General features: G+C 63.4%; 15 protein-coding genes. 3 read left to right on the forward strand and 12 right to left on the reverse strand.

Annotation, left to right across the window (positions count from 1 at the left end):
- Nucleotides 1-3: 3 nt before the first annotated feature.
- The 6 genes from RFM98_RS06110 to RFM98_RS06135 all read right to left on the reverse strand — a co-directional run bounded on the left by RFM98_RS06110 (nt 4) and on the right by RFM98_RS06135 (nt 6,037).
- Nucleotides 4-984: an ABC transporter permease gene (locus RFM98_RS06110; RefSeq protein WP_320307994.1), complete on the reverse strand. Its 981-nt coding sequence runs from the start codon at nt 982-984 to the stop codon at nt 4-6.
- A 2-nt stretch (nt 985-986) separates the two neighbouring features.
- On the reverse strand, nt 987-1,988 hold the full coding sequence (locus tag RFM98_RS06115) for an ABC transporter permease (protein WP_320307995.1): 1,002 nt from the start codon (nt 1,986-1,988) through the stop codon (nt 987-989).
- Entirely contained in the window at nt 1,985-3,499 is a 1,515-nt protein-coding gene (locus RFM98_RS06120) for a sugar ABC transporter ATP-binding protein (protein WP_320307996.1), read from the reverse strand. Before RFM98_RS06120 ends, RFM98_RS06115 begins: the two co-directional genes overlap by 4 nt.
- Nucleotides 3,500-3,562: 63 nt before the next feature.
- Nucleotides 3,563-4,531, reverse strand: coding sequence for a sugar ABC transporter substrate-binding protein (locus tag RFM98_RS06125; protein ID WP_320307997.1), 969 nt, complete (start codon nt 4,529-4,531; stop codon nt 3,563-3,565).
- Between the two features lie 73 nt (nt 4,532-4,604).
- Nucleotides 4,605-5,258 carry a class II aldolase/adducin family protein gene (locus tag RFM98_RS06130; protein ID WP_320307998.1) on the reverse strand — a complete coding sequence of 218 codons (654 nt, stop codon included), beginning with the start codon at nt 5,256-5,258 and terminating at the stop codon, nt 4,605-4,607.
- 5 nt (nt 5,259-5,263) lie between these two features.
- Entirely contained in the window at nt 5,264-6,037 is a 774-nt protein-coding gene (locus tag RFM98_RS06135; protein ID WP_320307999.1) for an SDR family NAD(P)-dependent oxidoreductase, read from the reverse strand.
- A 310-nt stretch (nt 6,038-6,347) separates the two neighbouring features.
- Between RFM98_RS06135 and RFM98_RS06140 the strand changes: the two genes are divergently transcribed.
- Nucleotides 6,348-7,523 (forward strand): acetyl-CoA C-acetyltransferase, encoded by a 1,176-nt coding sequence (locus RFM98_RS06140; protein WP_320308000.1) that lies wholly within the window; start codon nt 6,348-6,350, stop codon nt 7,521-7,523.
- A gap of 33 nt (nt 7,524-7,556) precedes the next feature.
- Here the strand turns inward: RFM98_RS06140 and RFM98_RS06145 are convergent, their stop codons facing one another.
- The 4 genes from RFM98_RS06145 to RFM98_RS06160 form a co-directional block, all read right to left on the reverse strand.
- Complete coding sequence (locus RFM98_RS06145; RefSeq protein ID WP_320308001.1) at nt 7,557-8,399, reverse strand: GntR family transcriptional regulator; 843 nt, start codon at nt 8,397-8,399, stop codon at nt 7,557-7,559.
- Nucleotides 8,400-8,616: 217 nt separating this feature from the next.
- On the reverse strand, nt 8,617-9,312 hold the full coding sequence (locus tag RFM98_RS06150; protein WP_320308002.1) for a FadR/GntR family transcriptional regulator: 696 nt from the start codon (nt 9,310-9,312) through the stop codon (nt 8,617-8,619).
- Nucleotides 9,309-11,612, reverse strand: coding sequence for a molybdopterin-dependent oxidoreductase (locus RFM98_RS06155; protein ID WP_320308003.1), 2,304 nt, complete (start codon nt 11,610-11,612; stop codon nt 9,309-9,311). The genes RFM98_RS06150 and RFM98_RS06155 overlap by 4 nt, the downstream gene beginning before the upstream one ends.
- Nucleotides 11,613-11,666: 54 nt before the next feature.
- Nucleotides 11,667-12,116, reverse strand: a complete 450-nt coding sequence (locus tag RFM98_RS06160) for a cupin domain-containing protein (RefSeq protein WP_320308004.1) — start codon at nt 12,114-12,116, stop codon at nt 11,667-11,669.
- A gap of 119 nt (nt 12,117-12,235) precedes the next feature.
- On the opposite strand from RFM98_RS06160, the gene RFM98_RS06165 reads away from it, so the two are divergent.
- Nucleotides 12,236-13,357: a mandelate racemase/muconate lactonizing enzyme family protein gene (locus tag RFM98_RS06165; RefSeq protein WP_320308005.1), complete on the forward strand. Its 1,122-nt coding sequence runs from the start codon at nt 12,236-12,238 to the stop codon at nt 13,355-13,357.
- An 82-nt stretch (nt 13,358-13,439) separates the two neighbouring features.
- Nucleotides 13,440-15,146 (forward strand): GMC family oxidoreductase, encoded by a 1,707-nt coding sequence (locus tag RFM98_RS06170; RefSeq protein WP_320308006.1) that lies wholly within the window; start codon nt 13,440-13,442, stop codon nt 15,144-15,146.
- Between the two features lie 166 nt (nt 15,147-15,312).
- Here RFM98_RS06170 and RFM98_RS06175 read toward each other — a convergent pair whose 3' ends face one another.
- Nucleotides 15,313-15,546 (reverse strand): hypothetical protein, encoded by a 234-nt coding sequence (locus RFM98_RS06175; protein ID WP_320308007.1) that lies wholly within the window; start codon nt 15,544-15,546, stop codon nt 15,313-15,315.
- A gap of 1,173 nt (nt 15,547-16,719) precedes the next feature.
- Nucleotides 16,720-18,294 carry a glutamine-hydrolyzing GMP synthase gene (guaA, locus tag RFM98_RS06180; RefSeq protein WP_320213313.1) on the reverse strand — a complete coding sequence of 525 codons (1,575 nt, stop codon included), beginning with the start codon at nt 18,292-18,294 and terminating at the stop codon, nt 16,720-16,722.
- Nucleotides 18,295-18,337: the final 43 nt, after the last annotated feature.

The raw sequence follows: 18,337 nt of genomic DNA on the forward strand, positions 1-18,337 counted from the left end.
GTATCAGTCGCCCCTGCGGCGCAGGCCGAAGCTCATCGCAAGCACGAGGAAGACCAGCACGCCGATACCGACCTGCTGCCAGTAGAAGTTCCAGCCGATGAGCAGCAGGCCGTTCTTGACCAGCGCCAGAAGGACGACGCCGAGGATCGTGCCGACCACGCTTGGCCGCATGTCGCGGCCGAGCGCAGTGCCAATGAAGGTCGCGCCGATCGCGTCGAGCAGGAAGGCGTTGCCGGACATCGGCACGTAGGAGCGGACGCTGGACGACAGGATGATGCCGGCAATGCCGCAAAGGAATGCGGCACCGACATAGACCTTAGCCAGCGTGAAAGGCACGCGGATGCCGGAATACCAGGCAACGCCCGGCTTGGCGCCGATGGCCCGCACATAGCGGCCGAAGCCCATGCGGTGGAGCGCCAGATAGCACACGATGGTGCAGCCGATCAGGATCCAGACCGGCGTCGGCAGTCCAAGGAAGCTCGAGCGCGAGATCGCCGCGAAAACCGGCGTATAGGCGCCGGTGGTCAGGTAGATCGGCTGCCCGCCATTGGTGGCCAGCCGCTGCACGCTCTGGCCTATGAACAGGATGCCGAGCGTCGCCAGGAAGGGGCTGATCTTCATCCTGGCAATCAAAACAGCGTTGGCGAGCCCGACTAGGAGCGCCGCCGCCAGTCCGCCGGCGATTGCCAGCGGCGGCCAGTAGCCAGCCGCGAGCATGGCAATGAACACCAGGCTCGCCAGGTCGAGCGACACCCCAACCGAGAGGTCGATGCCGCCGGCGGTCACCACCAGCGTCATGCCGAGCGCGACGACCGCGAGCAGCACGACGTTGTTGACCAGAACGTTGAGGAAGTTGGCGAGCGACAGAAAGCCCTGCGCGCTGATCGCGAAGAAAACGAACACCGCCGCGAATGCCACGAGCACCGCGATCGTCGACTTGTGCTCGGCGGGCTTGAAGGAAGAACGCACGGCCTCTACCGCCATCGTCAATGCTCCTGTGGTCGGGCGAAGGTGGTGACGGCGACCACGAGCAGGATCAGCGCACCCTGCACGCCGCTCACCCAATAGCTGGAGATGCTGAGCAGCTGGAAGCCGTTGGCCAGGAAGCCGATGAAGATCACCGCCAGCAGCGTGCCGCCGATGGTGGGGATGAAGCGGCGCGAAAACACCGTGCCGAGCAAGGCGGCCGCCAGCACTGACAGCAGCAGTTCCCCCGTGCCCGGCGTGCTGGCGCTCAGCCGCGAGACGATGAGGATACTGGCGAAGGCCGCGCAGAAGCCTGAGAAGATGTAGGTGCCGGCAACATATCGCGCGGTGCCGAGGCCTGCGGCGCGCGCCGCCTCGGGATGTCCGCCGACGGCATAGAGGCGCACGCCGACCGGCGTCCGATGGATCACCAGCGCGCTCAGGAGCGCGAACAGGATCAGCACCCAGGCGAGCGCCGAAATGTCGAGGAACCTGCCGCCCGCGAGCAGCGTCAGCAGCGGCGATGTCGTGCCGACAACCGTATTCTCCGTGATGGTGAGTTCCAGGCCCGCCGCGATGTTCATCGCCGCCAGCGTCGCGAGAAGCGGCAGGATGCGCAGCCACACCACGGCAAACGCATTGAGGCAGCCGATCGCCATCCCTGTCGCGAAGGTCGCGGCGACCGCAAGGAGCTGATCGTAGCCGGCATTGGTCATCAGGGCGTAGACGGCGGCGCACAGGCCGGCATTGGCGGCGATGGAGAGATCGATGCCGCCGGTCTGTACATCGGAGCCGCCGCCGATGATGACGACAGCTACGCCGAAGGCCAGCACGCCGAGGATGGCGGACTGCTCGATAACGTTGACGATGTTGAAGGCGCTGAGGAAGCCCGGCGCGGTGACCGCGAAATAGAGCATGATCAGCACGAACATCGCGAGCGCGCCGAGCCGGATCGCAAATGTCGCCAGCCTGCTGCCGCCACTGCGAGCAGGTGTATTCATCGTGTCGGCGACCGCGCTCATGCCGCCGCTCCTTCGCGACTGCCGGCGCCGGAGGCCGCCGCCAAAAGTGCGTCGCTATTCAGCCGATCGCCGGAGAACTCGCCACTGAGTTGGCCGCGATAGACGGTGATGGCGCGATCGCAGAAGCCTTCGATTTCGAGCAGGTCCGACGACATGAACAATATGGCCGCCCCCTCGGACGCGAGCCGGTTGAGGAGGTTGTAGATCTCGACCTTGGCTCCGACATCCACCGCCACCGTCGGCTCGTCGAGAACATAGACGCGGCTCTGGCAGCTCAGCCATTTGGCCAAAGTCACCTTCTGCTGGTTGCCGCCCGACAGATTGCGTACAGGGTGGTCGCGATGCGGGGTCTTGATCGACAGTTCCCTGATCAGCGCGTCGACCGACTCCGCCTCGCGGGCGCGGGACACGAAGCCTGCCTTCATGTAGCGGTCGAGGCTTGCGAGCGTAATGTTGTCGCGCACCGACAGGTCAATGGCGACGCCATGGGCGCGCCGGTCTTCCGGCACCAGGGCGACGCGGCTCCTGACCGCGCTGTTCGGATTTGGATAGCGCCTGACCTTGCCTTCGATCGAGATCGTGCCGCCGTCGGGCGTTTCGAGGCCGAACAGGCATTCGACCAGCTCCTTCACGCCGGAGCCAAGCAGCCCGGTGATACCGAGTATCTCGCCGCTGCGAACCTCGAAGCTGATGGCTGAGAAATGCCCCTGGCTCGAAAGATGATCGGCCTTGAGCAGCGTGTCGCCGAGAGGATGCGAGCGGCGCGGATACATCTCGCCGACGTCGCGGTTGATCATCATGGCGACAATCTCGTCGATCGACGTCGCCCTCGGCTCGACCACGCCGACATCAGTGCCGTTGCGCATCACGGTCACGACGTCGCAGAGCTCCTCGATCTCCTGCATGTAATGCGAGATGAAGATCACGGCGAGACCGTCGTCGCGCAGCCGGCGAAGCACCGAGAACAGGCTGTTGACCTCGCGCTTGACCAGCGCCGCTGTCGGCTCGTCGAGGACGAGGATGGACGCCTTGCGGGCGAGCGCTCGGGTGATCTGGACGATCTTCTGCTGCGCCGTCGTCAGGTCCTTGATGAGCGTGTCGGCCGGCAGGTCGATCTCGAAATAGCGTTTGATGAGGGCCTCTGCCTCGCGCTTCATCGCGCCGCTGCGGATGAACGGGCCGAACCGCGGCTCATGATTGACGAACACGGCTTCCGCAACCGTGGCGGTCGGAACCAGGAGCCGCTCCTGGTGGATGAAATGCACGCCGAGCTTCTCGACGGAAGCAGGTGTCAGGCGCGTCACCTGCTCGCCGTTAATGACGACCTTGCCGGCGTCTGGAGAATAGATGCCGGCCAGGATCTTGATGATGGTCGACTTGCCCGCGCCGTTCTGCCCGACGAGGCCGTGAATGGTGCCCCGGGCGACCTTGAGGTCGGCATCGACCAATGCCTTCACCGCGCCGAAGGTTTTGGTGATGCCGGTCATTTCGATGGCAAGTATGTCGGCCATGGCGTCGTCCGTCCCGCGTGAAAGTGCCGGCGGCGGCATGATGCCGCCGCCGGCCAGTTTGCGCTACTTCTTGGGGAGGAATGGTCCTGCGGTCTGCGCGGCGTTCTCTTTGGTGATCAGCACCGCGGGAACGAAAGTGAACGGCGGGATTTTCTGGCCGGCCAGATGCTTGGCGACGTTCTGCGCCGCCGTCTTGCCGATCTCGTAGGGCTGCTGCGCGGCCACCGCCGCCGCCGGCGAGTTCGGGTCGGCGACCATGGCGGTGAAGTCCGGGCTGCCGTCGACGCCATAGGTGCGCACGCCCTTGCGGCCGGATTGCTCGACCGCTTGTGTCGCGCCGACCATCGGAACGTCCCAGCAGGCCCAGATGGCGCTGACGTCACCGTCGTTCGGATATTTGGTCAGCATGTCCGTGATGTTCGACTGAGCCGACTGCACGGTGTTCGGGATGACGTCACGCAGCTCGGGCTGGATGATCTTGACGTCCGGGAAATTGGTCAGAACGTACTTCATCTGGTCGTAGCGGATCTTGCAGACAGGCACGCTGTAGAAGCCGTTGAAGACCAGCACATTGCCCTTGCCGCCCATGTCGTTGACCATCTGCAACGCGAGTTCGGCGCCGATGTTGTAGTTGTTCGACGTGGTGTTGTTGATGGCGAGCGGCGTGGCGGTATCGACCGTGAACAGCGGAATGCCCGCGTCCTTGATCTTCTGCAGCCACGGGGTCAGCACCTGGATGTTGCCGAGCTGCTCGATGATGGCGTCCGGCTTTTGCGCGATCAGTGTCTGGATCTGGGTGATCTGGGTCTGGTCGTTGCGGCCGGCGTCGAGGGCGATCGCCTCGCCGCCGAGACGCTTGATCTCGTCGATCTGGCCCTGATAGGCGCGCAGATCCCAATCGTGATCGGTGCCGATGACGGTGACGCCGATCTTCTTGCCCTTGAGCGACAATTCCTCTGCGCTCGACTGCGCGGCGAAAGCCATGGTTGCCAGTGCGGTTGCGGCAAGCATCAATGCTTTTATGGTCTTCATTCCGGGTTCCTCCCTTGAATGCCGGGCCACCCCGGCGGACTTTACCGCGATACGCGGCAAAAGCTGGTGCGACTCATTCGGTCTGGCCGTAACCGGCCATCTTCGTGGCGACCTCCTGAATCTGTTCAATCGTCAGCAGCGGCGGTTCGCCGATCTGCAGGCAGCCGTGATATTGCCGGGCGAGCGTCTCGACCTCCACCGCCAGCCACATCGCCTTTTCGAGCGAGCTGCCGACCGAGATCATGCCGTGATGCGCAAGAAGGCAGGCGCGACGCTGCTCGAGCGCTTCGACGGCGTGCCGCGACAGCTCCTCCGACCCGAACAGCGCATAGGGCGCGCAGCGTATGTCGTGCCCGCCGGCCACCGCGATCATGTAGTGGATGGGCGGAATGGGCCGGTGCATGATGGCCAGGATGGCGCAATAGGTCGGGTGCGCGTGGATAACGGCGTTGACGTCCTTGCGCGCATGCAGGATGTCGCGATGGAAGCGCCATTCGCTCGACGGTGGTCGCCTGCCGGTCGGCGTGCCGTCGGCCGCGAGGTAGACGATATCCTCGGGCTCGAGTCGATCGTAGGGAATGCTCGTCGGCGTTATCAGCAGGCCGTCGCCATGGCGCAGGCTGATGTTGCCGGACATGCCCTGGTTGATGCCGAGTTCATTCATCAGCAGGCAGTAGCTGATGATCGACTGGCGGCGCTCGATTTCAGTCAGGCTCGACACAGGCATTCCCCTCACCAAACCGTGTAGCCGCCGTCGACCGACAAGATGGCGCCGGTGACGTAACTGGACGCGGGCGACGCCAGGAACAACGCCGCCGCGGCGATTTCGCTGGGCTCCCCGCAGCGCCCCATGGGCGTCATGTCGAGCCAAGTGTTGAACAGGTCCGGGCGCTCGCGCATCTTGAGCGTCATCTCGGTCGCCACATAACCGGGTGCGAGCGCATTGACGCGCACGCCATCCTTCGCCCATTCCGCGGCCAGCGCCTTGGTCAGCATATGGATGGCGCCCTTCGAGGCCATGTAGCTCGAGGCGTGCTGCGGCCGGTTGATGACGATCCCGGACATCGAACCCAGATTGACGATCGAGCCAGACTTTCGCCGAACCATGCCGGCGCCGAAGGCGCGCGACGGCCAGAACGTGCCGTTGACGTTGACATCCATCACCCGCAGCCAGTCCTCGTCGGTGCAGTCGGCGGCGGAATGGAGCACGGCAATGCCGGCGCTGTTGACAAGGACGTCGACGCGGCCGTGTTCCCTCTCGACACGTTCGGCCACGGCATTGACCTCGGCGGGACGGGTGACGTCGCAGGCATAGCCGGCGACGGTGAGGCCCGCCCCGACGAGTTCATCGCGGCGCGCGGCAAGCTGATCGGCGGCGCGATCGAGCATGACGATGCTGGCACCCGCCGAGCCGAACGCCCGACAGACCTCCAGGCCTATGCCGCTCGCCGCGCCCGTGACGGCAGCGACCATTCCATCGAGACGAAACTGACCTGGGTAGTCCAACGCTTCCTCCAGAGCCCTTGAGCTCGCACCGGACGCCTTCTCGAATTCTCGGGCGCTCGGCAATTCTGATTGTTACCAGAAATCATGTCGACCGAAGCGGACCCTGTCAATCCGCTCGCTGAAGTTTTTTCGACGGCCCTCCCAACGCCAACTCAACCAGCCTTCTCTACGCCAAACACCTCAGTAAGCTGGTCTGACCACCTTATAAGTTGACAACAGTCGAGCTGACAACAAGAAAATGGCCGGGAAGCCGACGTTGCGCACCGTCGCTATTTTTGATTATAATCAAAATTAAGGTTAGGAGGTGAGCATGCGCAGCGCCTACATCGCCGCCGCAAGGCGCACGCCGATCGGCAAGCTGAACGGCGCGCTGAGTGTGCTTTCGGCCTCCGAGCTCGGCGCGGTGGCGACGGCCGCCCTGCTGAAGGATGCCGACCTCGATCCCGGTGCGATCGACGAGGTCATCATGGGGCAGGTGCTGACTGGCGGCGCCGGCCAGAACCCTGCGCGCCAGACGGCGCTCAAGGCCGGTTTGCCGGTCACCACCCCGGCCATGGGCGTCAACCAGGTCTGCGGCGCCGGCCAACGCTCGCTCCATCTTGCCGCGCAGGCGATCAAATGCGGCGACGCCGACCTCATCGTCGCCGGCGGCCAGGATTCGATGAGCCAGGCCCCTCACCTGCTCTATGGCGTTCGCACTGGAGTGCGCTCAGGCGACCAGCGGCTGGTTGACTCCATGGTGGTCGACGGTCTGTGGGATGCCTTCCACGACGTCCATATGGGAACCACGGTCGAGCGCCTGGCGTCGCGCTACCAGGTGACCCGCGCCGAGCAGGACGAATTCGCGCTTGGATCGCAGCGCAGGGCCGCCGCCGCCATGGCGGCGAATGCGTTCGAGTCAGAACTGGCGCCGGCGACGATCGATCGCGGCCGCAAGCCCGGCGTCGTCGAACGCGACGAGCATCCCAACCCGGAAACGACGCTCGACAAGCTGGCGGCGATGCGGCCGGCCTTCGATCCAGAGGGCACGCTGACAGCCGGCAACTCGTCCGGCCTGAATGACGGCGCGGCGGCGACTTTGGTCGCGAGCGAAGACGCGTTGCGCAGCCATGGCCTCGAACCGCTTGCGCGCATCGCGGCCTATGCGTCGGCTGCGGTCGAGCCGATGGACATGGGCCTGGGACCCATCGCGGCGTCGCGCCGCGCGCTGGAAATCGCCGGCTGGACGGTCGATGACCTCGATATCCTCGAGGTCAACGAGGCCTTTGCCGCGCAGGCGATCATCGTCAACCGCGAAATGGGATGGGACCCTGCCCGCATCAACCGCCTCGGCGGCGCTATCGCGCTCGGCCATCCGCTGGCGGGTTCGGGCGCGCGCATCGTTGTGACGCTCGCGCATCAAATGCGACGCTCGGGCGCCCGCAAGGGGCTGGCGACGCTCTGCATCGGCGGCGGCCAGGGCGTTGCGATCTGCCTGGAACGCTGAGCGGGACTGCCCAAAGAGGGCACGATCGCGCCGCTAGTTGTTCACGCCGGTGGTCGAAACATGGATGCGCGCCACGGCGGAATTGTAGTAGGCGCGATAGTATTCGAGTGGGACATCGTCCGGATCGTAGGCGATCGATTCGATTGAGATCAGCGGCACGCTCATCTGGATGCCCATCATCTGCGCGACCTTGGCATCCGGCATCGCGGCGCAGAACCAGCGCTCGGCCCGCTTCGAGACGAGGCCGTATTTTTCCTTCAGGATCTGGAAGATCGACTGCCCCTCGATGTCGAGGTTCTCGAAGCCCGGAACACGGTGGCCGGGCAGCGAGATCAGCGTGTTGGTGATCGCCTTGCCGTCCGAATAGTAGATGCGGCCGATGCGCACGACTGTGCCGCCGTCGGGTATGCCAAACACCTGGCGCTCGGCATCGTCCGGCTCGCAGCGGCGGAACTCGAAGGCCTTCGACGTCACGTTGTGGCCGCGCGCGGTGAGATCGCTATGCACGGAAACGTTGGAGGTCAGGAAGTTCGTCTCCATGCGCGGCACGGAAACGAAGATCCCCTTTCGCGGGACGCGCGCCAGATGGCCTTCCGCCGCAAGGCCGGCGATCGCGGCTCGCACCACAGGCCGGGAAATCTCGAAAATCTCGCACAGCGTCTGTTCCGAGGGCAACCTCGCGCTGGGGACCAGGTCCTTCTTAAGGATCGCATCGGAAATAGCGTTCTTGAGCTGGACCCAGAGCGGCACGGCGTTGGATCTGTCGAGCCTCGATTCGCGTGCAATGCGGCGGAAGACATCCGCGCTGCCCGTGTCTTCGAACTCATTGCGCGGCCGCCCGCGACCGCGCTTCGAGTGGCTTGCAAGCTGATCCAAATCGAACTCCATGCAAACTGGCGCGCCAATATTAGCCCAGATTTGAAGGAACCTTCAATTTAGCCCTGCGCGGCTTTCGAGCAGAAAGTGAGCGGAACGCCGTAACCCCAAAGCAATTCCAGGAAAATGCGGAGCGGTTTCCGTCCGGAATTGCGGAAAAACAAAGGCTTAGAGCGAGTCAGCGATCCTGTGAAAAGCAGAATCGTTCTAGGCGCCGTCACCGTTTGCCGGACGCGAAGCGGACCGCGTCGGCCAGATGGGCCTCCATGGCCTGGCGGGCCCCGGCCTCGTCCCTGGCGACGATTCGTTCGAGAATGCGCTCGTGACCGAGCAGCGCCTGCTTGACCCCTTTGGTCGAGTTCAGCGTCACGGACCGTTCCGCGCCAGTCGCCGTCATGACGAAGTGGACGAGGCTCTCGATCAGCGGATTGCCGGTGCTTTCTCCCAGTATCCGGTGGAAGTCGGCATCCGCCTCGATCGCCTTCTCGGGATCGTTGAGATTTACCCTCAACGCCTCGATCGCGGCCCGCAGGCGGTCGATATTCTCGCCGGTGATGCTGCGGGCGGCGAGCGCCGCCAGGTTCGGTTCGAACAGCTTGCGCAGCTCGAACACCTTGGCGACGTTGTCGGCGCCCATGCTGATCCAGGCCTGCAGCACATGCTGGCTCCGGTCCGCCGGCGAGCGGACGAAAGCGCCGCGGCCCGCATGCACTTCGATGAATCCCTGCCGTTCCAGGGCACGCAGCGCCTCGCGCAGGCTGATCCGGCTGATGCCGAACTGCTGGCACATCTCGCGCTCGCTGGGCAGCTTCTCGCCCGGCGCCATGACCCCGTTGTCGATCATCTGGCTGATCTGGCTGGCAACTTCCTGCCAGATCGATCGCCTTTCTATGGTGGTGAACCGATCACTCATACAACGTTTGTCTGGCCTTGCGGCGCTCCCGGGCCGCCGCGATGAATCTGCGGCTGATCATAGATGTTGGCTTTGGAAAGGAAAACCAGCGCCGAATGCTGAGCCGGCGCCTGTGACAGCGAACTTGTCGGCCGGTTGGTGGTCAGCATGTTGGGGTTGCCGTGAAGATCAAGCGAGGACGCCTTTCCTGGTTCGACCGGACTATACCAAGCCCCCGTCGGCAGCGACAGGACGCCCGGCATGATATCCTCAGACAGTTTGGCGCCCGCCAGGCAACGTCCCCTGGCGTTGCGGATGAGGACGACATCGCCGTCGGCGATCCCACGCGCGGCGGCATCGATCGGGTTTATCAACACCGGCTCCCGTCCGGCGACCTTGCTTCTGCGGCTCACGCCGACGCCGTCGAGTTGGCTATGCAGCCGCGTGGATGGCTGCGGCGAGACGAGATGCAGCTGTCCTGCTTCGGCAGTGCCCAGCCATTCGACGGGCTCCACCCAGCGCGGATGGGGATGGACGTCCGCATGCCCGGCCTGTTCGATAAATGACGACCAGATCTCGATCTTGCCAGACGCCGTGGCGAGCGGGTGGCGTTCGGGGTCGCGGCGAAAATCCTCGAACAGTGTGTAGTGGCGTTCGGGCACCGGCAATTCGACATAGCCCTTCTCCCAGAACGCATCGAACTCCGGCAGCTCGGCGCCGACCCCGACAGCCCTGGTCCGGAAATCCTCATAGATGCGGCGTATCCAGCCCATCTCGTCCAGACCTTCGGCATAGAGCGCCTCGGTCCCGAACCGGGCGGCGAGCGGAAGGAAGATGTCGAACTCGGAGCGCGCTTCGCCGACCGGATCGATCTGGCGACGCATCGCCGCGCTGAACCGATCTGTCGGTGAACCGGAAAGGTCGTTGCGCTCCAGCGATGTAGTGGCAGGTAGCACAATATCGGCATGCCGCGCCGTCGCCGTCCACCAGATCTCGTTGACGATGATCGTCGAAGGCTTCTGGAAGGCCTCGACCAGCCGGTTCAGGTCCTGATGGTGGTGGAACGGATTGCCGCCCGCCCACCAGACAAGATCTATGCGCGGATAGACGAGGTCGAGGTCGTCGAAGCGAATCGTCTCGCCTGGATGAAGCAGCATGTCCGCGACCCGCGCCACGGGGATGAAGCGGCCGAGCGGATTCTTGCCGGCGCTGAAGCTTGGCGAGGAGACGAGCGGGCGCGGCTCGCCGCGATTGCCGACGGAGCCGTAGCCGAAGGAGACTCCGCCTCCGGGCCGCCCGATCTCGCCCAGCATTGCCGAAAGCACGATCAGCATCCACAGCGGCTGCTCGCCGTTCTCCTGGCGCTGCATCGACCAGCTGGCCGTGAGGAATGACGGCGACTCGGCCAACGCCCGCGCAAGGTCCAGGATTATCTGCGGCTCGATACCGGTCTGGTGGGAGGCCCACGCGGCGTCCTTTGGCACGCCGTCCGATTGGCCCAGAAGATAAGGCTCGAAACGGTCATAGCCGCTTGTGCAGCGATCGATGAAATCGCGATCGAGCCTGCCTTCATCGGCGATCGTATGAGCAAGCGCCAGGATCAGCGCGACATCCGAGCCGGGACGCAGCGGCAGCCACTCCACGCCGGCGAGGCGGGGATCGGCATCGCGCTTCGGCGTGATGCTGATGATCCTGATGCCGCGCTGGAGCGCCTTCGATACCCAGTCGGGCGTGGCATGGTTGCCGAGTCCGCCGGCCGAAACCTGCGCGTTCGTCAGGTTGATGCCGCCGAAGAAGAGGATCAGGCGGGCGTTCTCGATGATGGCGGGCCAAACGGTCGTCTCGCCGCCGAATAGGATCCGGTTGTCGCCGACCACATGCGGACAGATGATCTGCCCCGCGGCGAATGAATAGGTCTGCTTCTGGTCGACGAAGCCGCCTATCGTGTTGAGGAAGCGCTTCAGATGCGTCGCGGCATGGTGGAACCGGCCCGCCGACCCCCAGCCATAGGAGCCGGCGAAGATCGCCTCGTTGCCGCCATTGTCGAGCGCTTGCCGCAGCGCGCGCTCGACATGATCGTAAGCCGTCTCCCAGTCGACCGGCACGAACGCGTCGCCGCCGCGTCCGTCGCGCCGGCCTTCAAGCCAGCCCTTGCGGACATGCGGACGACCGACGCGAGTAGCGGCGTAGACGGCCTCGGCGACGCCATCCTGGATCGGGGATGCGTTGGCGTCCTTCTCGAATGGCCGCAGCCGTGCGACGCGGCCGTCTTCGACGTCCACATGAGCGAAGCCCCAATGCGTTGCGGATAAGTCCGACATTCCAGTCGCTTTCCTGCCGGCGGCAACGATGACGAAGGCCGGCGCTCCTGCCGCTTACGCCGCCGTCGCGTTGCGCGTCGTGCCCTCGAACACCTCATAAGGTGTCTCGGTCGGCCATTTCGGCCAGAGCGGAACAAGCATGATTCCGGCTATCACGAGAAGCCTCAATGTTTCCGCGCCGGTGTTGTGAACGCGGTGGATATCGTTCGGACGCTGCAGCGAGCAGCCTCCCGAGACGAGCGGATAGCGCTTGCCCTCGAGCTCCAGTTCCCCCTTGCCGGCCAGCACGTAATAAACCTCTTCGCAATTATGCCGGTGCAGTGGCGACGAATGGCCGGGATCGATCTCGACCAGCCCCATGCAAAGCGTGCGGGCATCGAGTCCCGTCTCCGGATAGACCAGCTTCAGGTCGCGCACGCCGCCATGCTCCTGCTGCATCGGCGCCCCGTCCTGGATTTCTTCCGGCGCGATCGTCACCACCTTGGCCGTCTCTTCCGCACTCATTCCTGTCTCCTTGTTTGCAGTATGCTGGTCTTACCAACTTATAGGTTGACAACCGATAAGCTGCCAAGTGATATTTTTTCGTGTCGGCAGTTTTCAGCGACCGGAGGAGAAGCGGGACGATGAGAATCACGAGGGTACGATTCACCCTCTGCGGCTACGAGCTCGCCACGCCGATCCCGCTCGCCTGCGGAAGGCTGACGCATCGCAATTTCGGCATCGTCACCGTCGAAACCGATGCCGGGCTCACCGGCATCGGCGAGACTTCGGTCAATTTTCCACCATGGTGCGTTCACGAAAGGCGCGCGACCATCGAGGATGGGTTGGCCGGATTGCTCATCGGCGAGAACCCGCTCGATATCGACCGGCTTTGGCGCAAGATGGTCGAAGCCACCCGCGCCTTCACGCGCATGTGGGCCGAGGGCGCCATCATGCAGGCGATTTCCGGCATCGACATCGCGCTGTGGGACCTGGCGGGCAAGCATTTTGGCATGCCCGTTTGGCAGCTTCTGGGTCGACGCTACCGGGAAGAGATCGAATGCTATGCGGTCGGCTTCAGCGCGGTCGATCCGGCAGCCGGCGCACTGGAAATGCAAAGGAAGGGCTATCGCCACGCCAAGATGCGTATCGGCTTCAACGATGCCGAGGACATCGCCAAGGCCTGCGCCATGCGCGACGCCGTCGGGGCCGGTTTCGGCATGATGATCGACGCCAACCAGGCCTTCGACCTGCCGCGGGCCAGAACGATGCTGCGCGAACTCGAGCCCCTCAGCCTCTCCTGGCTGGAGGAGCCGCTTTTGACCGACGATCTCGACGGCTACCGCAGGCTACGCGAGGAGTTCCCGGCCCTGCCGCTCGCCTGGGGCGAGAACGCGTTTGCCTTGTCGGACTACCGCGACTTCCTCGGCGCCGACGCCGTACAGTTCGTGATGCCCGACCCCTGCCGGTCCGGCGGGTTCACGCAGGCGACGCGAATGTGCGAAGCGGCCGATGAACTCGGCATACCCTTCTCGCCGCATCACTACGGATCGGACATCGGCTTCGTGGCAGCGCTTCATCTCGCCGCGAGCCGGCCGAACTTTTCGATCATGCTGCGCGACGAGGCGCCTGTTCCGTTGCGCGGCGACCTCTTGGCGCAGCCGGTCGTGGTTGACAATGGCAAGGTGCGGCTGCCGGAAGGCCCGGGGCTCGGCGTCGAGCTGAACGAGCGCGTCGTGCGGTCTTCCACCATTCCACTCGGTTAGGCCATTTTCAAATGGACCGTTCACGTGGCTGACCGGCGGCACCTACGACAATTGCGCCTGCAGCACTGCAAGGGAAGAGACCATGTCTGAATTCGACTATGTGATCGTCGGCGGCGGGGTTGCCGGCTGTGTGGTGGCCAACCGGCTGACCGAGGACCCCAATGTGCGGGTGGCAATGCTCGAGTTCGGCACCAGCGGCAACCACAAGCGCCAGATCGTGCGGATGCCGCTCGGCATGGTGTCCTTCATGATGCCGAACCTGGCGTTCCTCGGCGGCACAAGGATGATGTACCTCTACGAGGCCGAGCCTTCGCGCGGGCTCGGCAATATGAAAATGGTGCTGCCGCGCGGCAAGGCGCTCGGCGGCAGTTCCATGGTCAACGGCATGATCTACATCCGCGGCCAGAAGGAGGACTACGATTCCTGGCGCGACATGGGCAACCCCGGCTGGGGTTATGACGACTTGCTTCCCTACTTCAGGAAATCCGAGAACTTCGTGCTGGCCACGACCCCGCAAGCGACGCGCAATTTCACTCTCGGCGGCAGGCCGGTGCGCGACCAGATCGACATGGCCTATCACGGTATCGGCGGTCCGGTCAGTGTCTCCCCTCCCCGTTCGCCGAACCACATGTGCCAGACCTATTTCGACGCCTGCGTCGAGGCCGGCTATCCGATCAATGCCGACTTCAACGGCAACCAGCAGGAAGGCATCGGCTATCACTGGCTGACGCAGAAGGGCGGCGAGCGCTGGGGCGCCGAAAGCAGCTACGCCAACCCCGCCAAGTCGCGGCCCAATCTTGCGATCTTCACCGAAGCCCGCGCGCTTCAAATCCTGATGGACGGCAAGCGGGCCGTCGGCGTTTCCTACGAACGCGGCGGCGAGGTCCACCAGATCCGCGCCGCCAGGGAAGTTGTCCTTGCCACCGGCGCCTTCATCTCGCCGCAGCTCTTGATGCTGTCGGGCATTGGCCGCCCGGAAGAGTTGAAGCGCCATGGCATCGCGGTCAGGCATGCGCTGCCCGGTGTCGGCAGCAACCTGCAAGACCATATCGACACCTGGCTCAAGCAGAGGTCGACGACCAACCACACCTACGGCATCTCGTGGGGAACGATGCACAGCAACGCCATGCATGTGCTGAAGTGGTTCTCGGCAAGACGCGGTATGTTCACCTCGAACACCGGCGAGGCCGGCGGCTTCGTCAGGTCGGGGCTGGACACCGACCGCCCCGACCTACAGCTTTTCTTCTGCACCACCATGGCGTCGGCGCAGGCGGCGGACAGTTTCTGGGGACACGGATGGGCCATGCATGCCTGCCTGCTCCGGCCGAAGAGCATCGGCCATATCGGTCTGAAGAGCGCCGATCCGCACGAAGCGCCGCTGATCGCACCGAACTTCTTCGACGATCCTTACGATATGGAAGTGCTGGTGCGCGGCGTGCACATCATGCGCAAGATCACCGACCAGCCGGCCTTCGATCGGCATCGCGGCGAAGAGGTCGCCCCCGGCAGGGCAATTCAGACCGACGAGGACATCGCAGCCTACATTCGCCGGAACTGCATGACCATGTACCACCCCACCAGCACCTGCAAGATGGGCAACGACCCGATGGCTGTGGTCTCTCCGTCGTCGCTCCTGGTGCACGGACTGGAAAATCTTGCCGTGGTGGATGCCTCGGTCATGCCTTCCGTGATCTCGGGCAACACTTTCGCGCCGACCGTCGCCGTCGCCGAGAAAGCGGCGGACCTTATCAAGACACGTGCTCACATGCGCTCGGCCGGGGCCGCCTGAAAAGACCAGTCGGCAGTTGTGCCGTCCAGAATTGTGTGTCGCTGAGCGGAATTAAGCCGGGCTTCGGAGGTCGTGTGCGGTATTGTGCGCACCTGATCAAACCGTGATGAGTTGCAGCGCGGCTGGCACGTCTCACGCAAGCTGGTCCGGACCGTGAACCCGGCGGTTAAAGGCTTGTGCTGGGTTTCGCGCCAACCAGCTTCAGCGCACCGCGATCCTTGAAATCTTGATAGCTGCAAGGATACCATTGTTTTTCGCCCGCAGGCTGGTCCGATATCACCGCTTCGATGTTGAATTGATAATTCCCAGGCGCCGTCACGAAGAAGTCTGGCACGGATTTGGAATAGTCCACGCTGCAGCCGAAGTCGGTCAAAGCCTTGTTGAGATAGATCTCCCACATGGATGAATTGAAGGTTGACTGAAATTCCTTGACGAATTTTCTGGCCTCGCCGCTCCTACCAAGCAGGCCTGCTGCCCAGCTTTAAATTACGGGCATCACCTTGGAATAGCTTGGGTTATTCCGGATCTCGCGAAAGCTCTTGTGGAGCTTACTGTCTGGCAATCTCGGATCAAATAAGTCCAACATTCTTGAATCGTCCCTACCCATGGATGCTTGAAGCTGCATCTTCATTCCCCTGCAACATGGGATACATGAGGTTATGCACAAAACGCGTGCGAAAGCCCATTCTGGGAAAAAGGTCCCTGCTTCATATGGAGGCTGACTAGCCGGACGAATTCCGGCGCCGCAATATTTCTTGCGCCGCTATTGCGATATCGCGATGTTCCTCGAGACCACGGATGGGAAGGCAGCGGCGACTATCGGGCCGTCTCAGCGTAGTTCCGCTACGACCTGAGGGAAGCTTCGGCTTCTGACGCACTGCAGTCACGCGGACATGGGAGGCGCTGTAAGGCGCCGTTTGATTCTCTGATATGTCCCGGGGTCGACGAATACGTTCACGACGTCGAGCACTGAAGGATCTCGTCCCTGAGACGTGCCTTGAGGCCTGCGAGACGTTCATCTTCGTCGAGGAACTTCCCGATCATCATGCGTGCCTGGGCCTCAACTGTTTCGACGGCCCGAGCGGCGTCTCCCAACTTTACAGTCTTCTGCGGTTCTGGGTCTCCTTCCTCCACGGTCACCTCGTCGAGGTCATCGACTAGTTTGAGGGCAGAAGAGGCCCTTGTGGCGTAGCTGCTTCGCGGTATTCATGACGTCGACGACTTGATCGTAAGAGGCTCGCGAGCTCTCCGCCAGGTTGCTGCTGTGCGAGACGAGCTTGTCGATGTCCTCGATGACCTTCCCGGCGTTGAGCACAATTTCACAGGCCAGCGGCAGAGATTTCCTTTTATCTTCAATGTGTTAAAGAAAAAAGTACCGTCACGAGCCTGATTGGCCGTGACGGTACTTTGAAGAACTTGTCCGAGCAATATGCCGAAGGTCTGTCAGTCAGGCCGCCAAAGCCAAACTCTGCGTGCCGATAGGCACCGAATGCCTTAGAAAGGATTTGTTTTTGCTTTCAATGGCTTGCGCCGTATATCGGCGTAGATTCGGCGCCGTTTGGGTAGCCCTGAATCATTCCCACTCGATTGTGCCGGGCGGCTTCGACGTCACGTCGTAGACGACCCGGTTGATGCCCTTGACCTCGTTGATGATGCGAGTGGCGGCGGCGCCGAGGAAGTTCATGTCGTAGTGGTAGAAGTCGGCCGTCATGCCGTCGACGGAGGTGACGGCGCGCAGCGCGCAGACGAATTCGTAGGTGCGGCCGTCGCCCATGACGCCGACGGTCTGCACCGGAAGCAGCACCGCGAAGGCCTGCCAGATGGCGTCGTAGAGGCCGGCCTTGCGGATCTCGTCGAGATAGATGGCGTCGGCCTCGCGCAGTATCTCCAGCTTCTCGCGGGTGATGCCGCCCGGGCAGCGTATGGCAAGGCCGGGACCGGGGAACGGATGGCGGCCGATGAAGCTTTCGGGCAGGCCGAGCTCCTTGCCGAGCGCCCTCACCTCGTCCTTGAACAATTCGCGCAGCGGCTCGACCAGCTTCATGTTCATGCGCTCGGGCAGGCCGCCGACATTGTGGTGCGATTTGATCGTCACCGATGGGCCGCCGGAGAAGGAGACGCTTTCGATGACGTCGGGATAAAGCGTGCCCTGCGCGAGGAAATCGGCGCCGCCGAGTTTTTTCGCCTCTTCCTCGAACACTTCGATGAACAGGCGGCCGATGGTCTTGCGCTTCTTTTCGGGATCGGCCTCGCCTTCCAACGCCGAGATGAAGCGGTCCGAAGCATCGACCAGGATCAGCGGCAGATTGTAGTGCTGGCGGAACATCTCCACCACGCCTGCCGCCTCGTCCTTGCGCATCAGGCCGTGGTCGACGAGGATGCAGGTCAACTGGTCGCCGATCGCTTCATGGATCAGCAGCGCCGCGACGGAGGAGTCGACGCCGCCCGAGAGCGCGCAGATGACCTTGCCCTTGCCGACCTGCTTGCGGATCAATTCCACGGCGTGTTCGCGATAGGCGCGCATCGTCCAGTCGCCCTCGATGCCGGCGATGTTGTGGACGAAGTTCCTGAGCAGCCGCGCGCCATCCGGCGTGTGCACCACTTCCGGATGGAACATGATGCCGTACATCTTGCGCTCGATATCGCCGAAGATGGCGAAGGGCGAGCTTTCCGACTTGCCGAGCACCTTGAAGCCGGGCGGCAATTCGATGACGCGGTCGCCATGGCTCATCCACACCTGATGGCGCTGGCCGGGCGCCCACAGGCCTTCGAACAGCGGGCTGTCCTTCTCGATCTCGACGAAGGCGCGACCGAATTCGCGATGGTTGGAGCTTTCGGCGACGCCACCCATCTGCACGCAGAGCGCCATCTGGCCATAGCAGATGCCGAGCACCGGCACGCCGGCGTCGAAGACGATCTGCGGCGCGCGCGGGCTGCCGATGTCGGTGGTCGAGGCCGGACCGCCCGACAGGATCACTGCTTTCGGATTGATGCGCTTGAAGGCGGCTTCCGCCGATTGGAACGGCACGATCTCGGAAAAGACGCCGCTCTCGCGGATGCGGCGGGCGATGAGCTGCGTGAACTGGCTGCCGAAATCGATGATCAGGACAGTGTCGGGCAGAGCGGTTTTGGGATTGGCTGTCGTCATGGCGAGCCTTTAGAGAAAGAAACGAGTCGACGCAATGGGCTCG

It is taken from the genome of Mesorhizobium australafricanum (assembly GCF_033977265.1).
Taxonomy (GTDB): domain Bacteria; phylum Pseudomonadota; class Alphaproteobacteria; order Rhizobiales; family Rhizobiaceae; genus Mesorhizobium; species Mesorhizobium australafricanum.

Bases quoted from the DNA above. Each gene is read 5' to 3' on its own strand.
- RFM98_RS06110 (WP_320307994.1), bottom strand. From the start codon at position 984: ATGGCGGTAGAGGCCGTGCGTTCTTCCTTCAAGCCCGCCGAGCACAAG.
- RFM98_RS06115 (WP_320307995.1), bottom strand. From the start codon at position 1,988: ATGAGCGCGGTCGCCGACACGATGAATACACCTGCTCGCAGTGGCGGC.
- RFM98_RS06120 (WP_320307996.1), bottom strand. From the start codon at position 3,499: ATGGCCGACATACTTGCCATCGAAATGACCGGCATCACCAAAACCTTC.
- RFM98_RS06125 (WP_320307997.1), bottom strand. From the start codon at position 4,531: ATGAAGACCATAAAAGCATTGATGCTTGCCGCAACCGCACTGGCAACC.
- RFM98_RS06130 (WP_320307998.1), bottom strand. From the start codon at position 5,258: ATGCCTGTGTCGAGCCTGACTGAAATCGAGCGCCGCCAGTCGATCATC.
- RFM98_RS06140 (WP_320308000.1), top strand. From the start codon at position 6,348: ATGCGCAGCGCCTACATCGCCGCCGCAAGGCGCACGCCGATCGGCAAG.
- RFM98_RS06150 (WP_320308002.1), bottom strand. From the start codon at position 9,312: ATGAGTGATCGGTTCACCACCATAGAAAGGCGATCGATCTGGCAGGAA.
- RFM98_RS06155 (WP_320308003.1), bottom strand. From the start codon at position 11,612: ATGTCGGACTTATCCGCAACGCATTGGGGCTTCGCTCATGTGGACGTC.
- RFM98_RS06160 (WP_320308004.1), bottom strand. From the start codon at position 12,116: ATGAGTGCGGAAGAGACGGCCAAGGTGGTGACGATCGCGCCGGAAGAA.
- RFM98_RS06165 (WP_320308005.1), top strand. From the start codon at position 12,236: ATGAGAATCACGAGGGTACGATTCACCCTCTGCGGCTACGAGCTCGCC.
- RFM98_RS06170 (WP_320308006.1), top strand. From the start codon at position 13,440: ATGTCTGAATTCGACTATGTGATCGTCGGCGGCGGGGTTGCCGGCTGT.
- RFM98_RS06175 (WP_320308007.1), bottom strand. From the start codon at position 15,546: ATGTGGGAGATCTATCTCAACAAGGCTTTGACCGACTTCGGCTGCAGC.
- guaA (WP_320213313.1), bottom strand. From the start codon at position 18,294: ATGACGACAGCCAATCCCAAAACCGCTCTGCCCGACACTGTCCTGATC.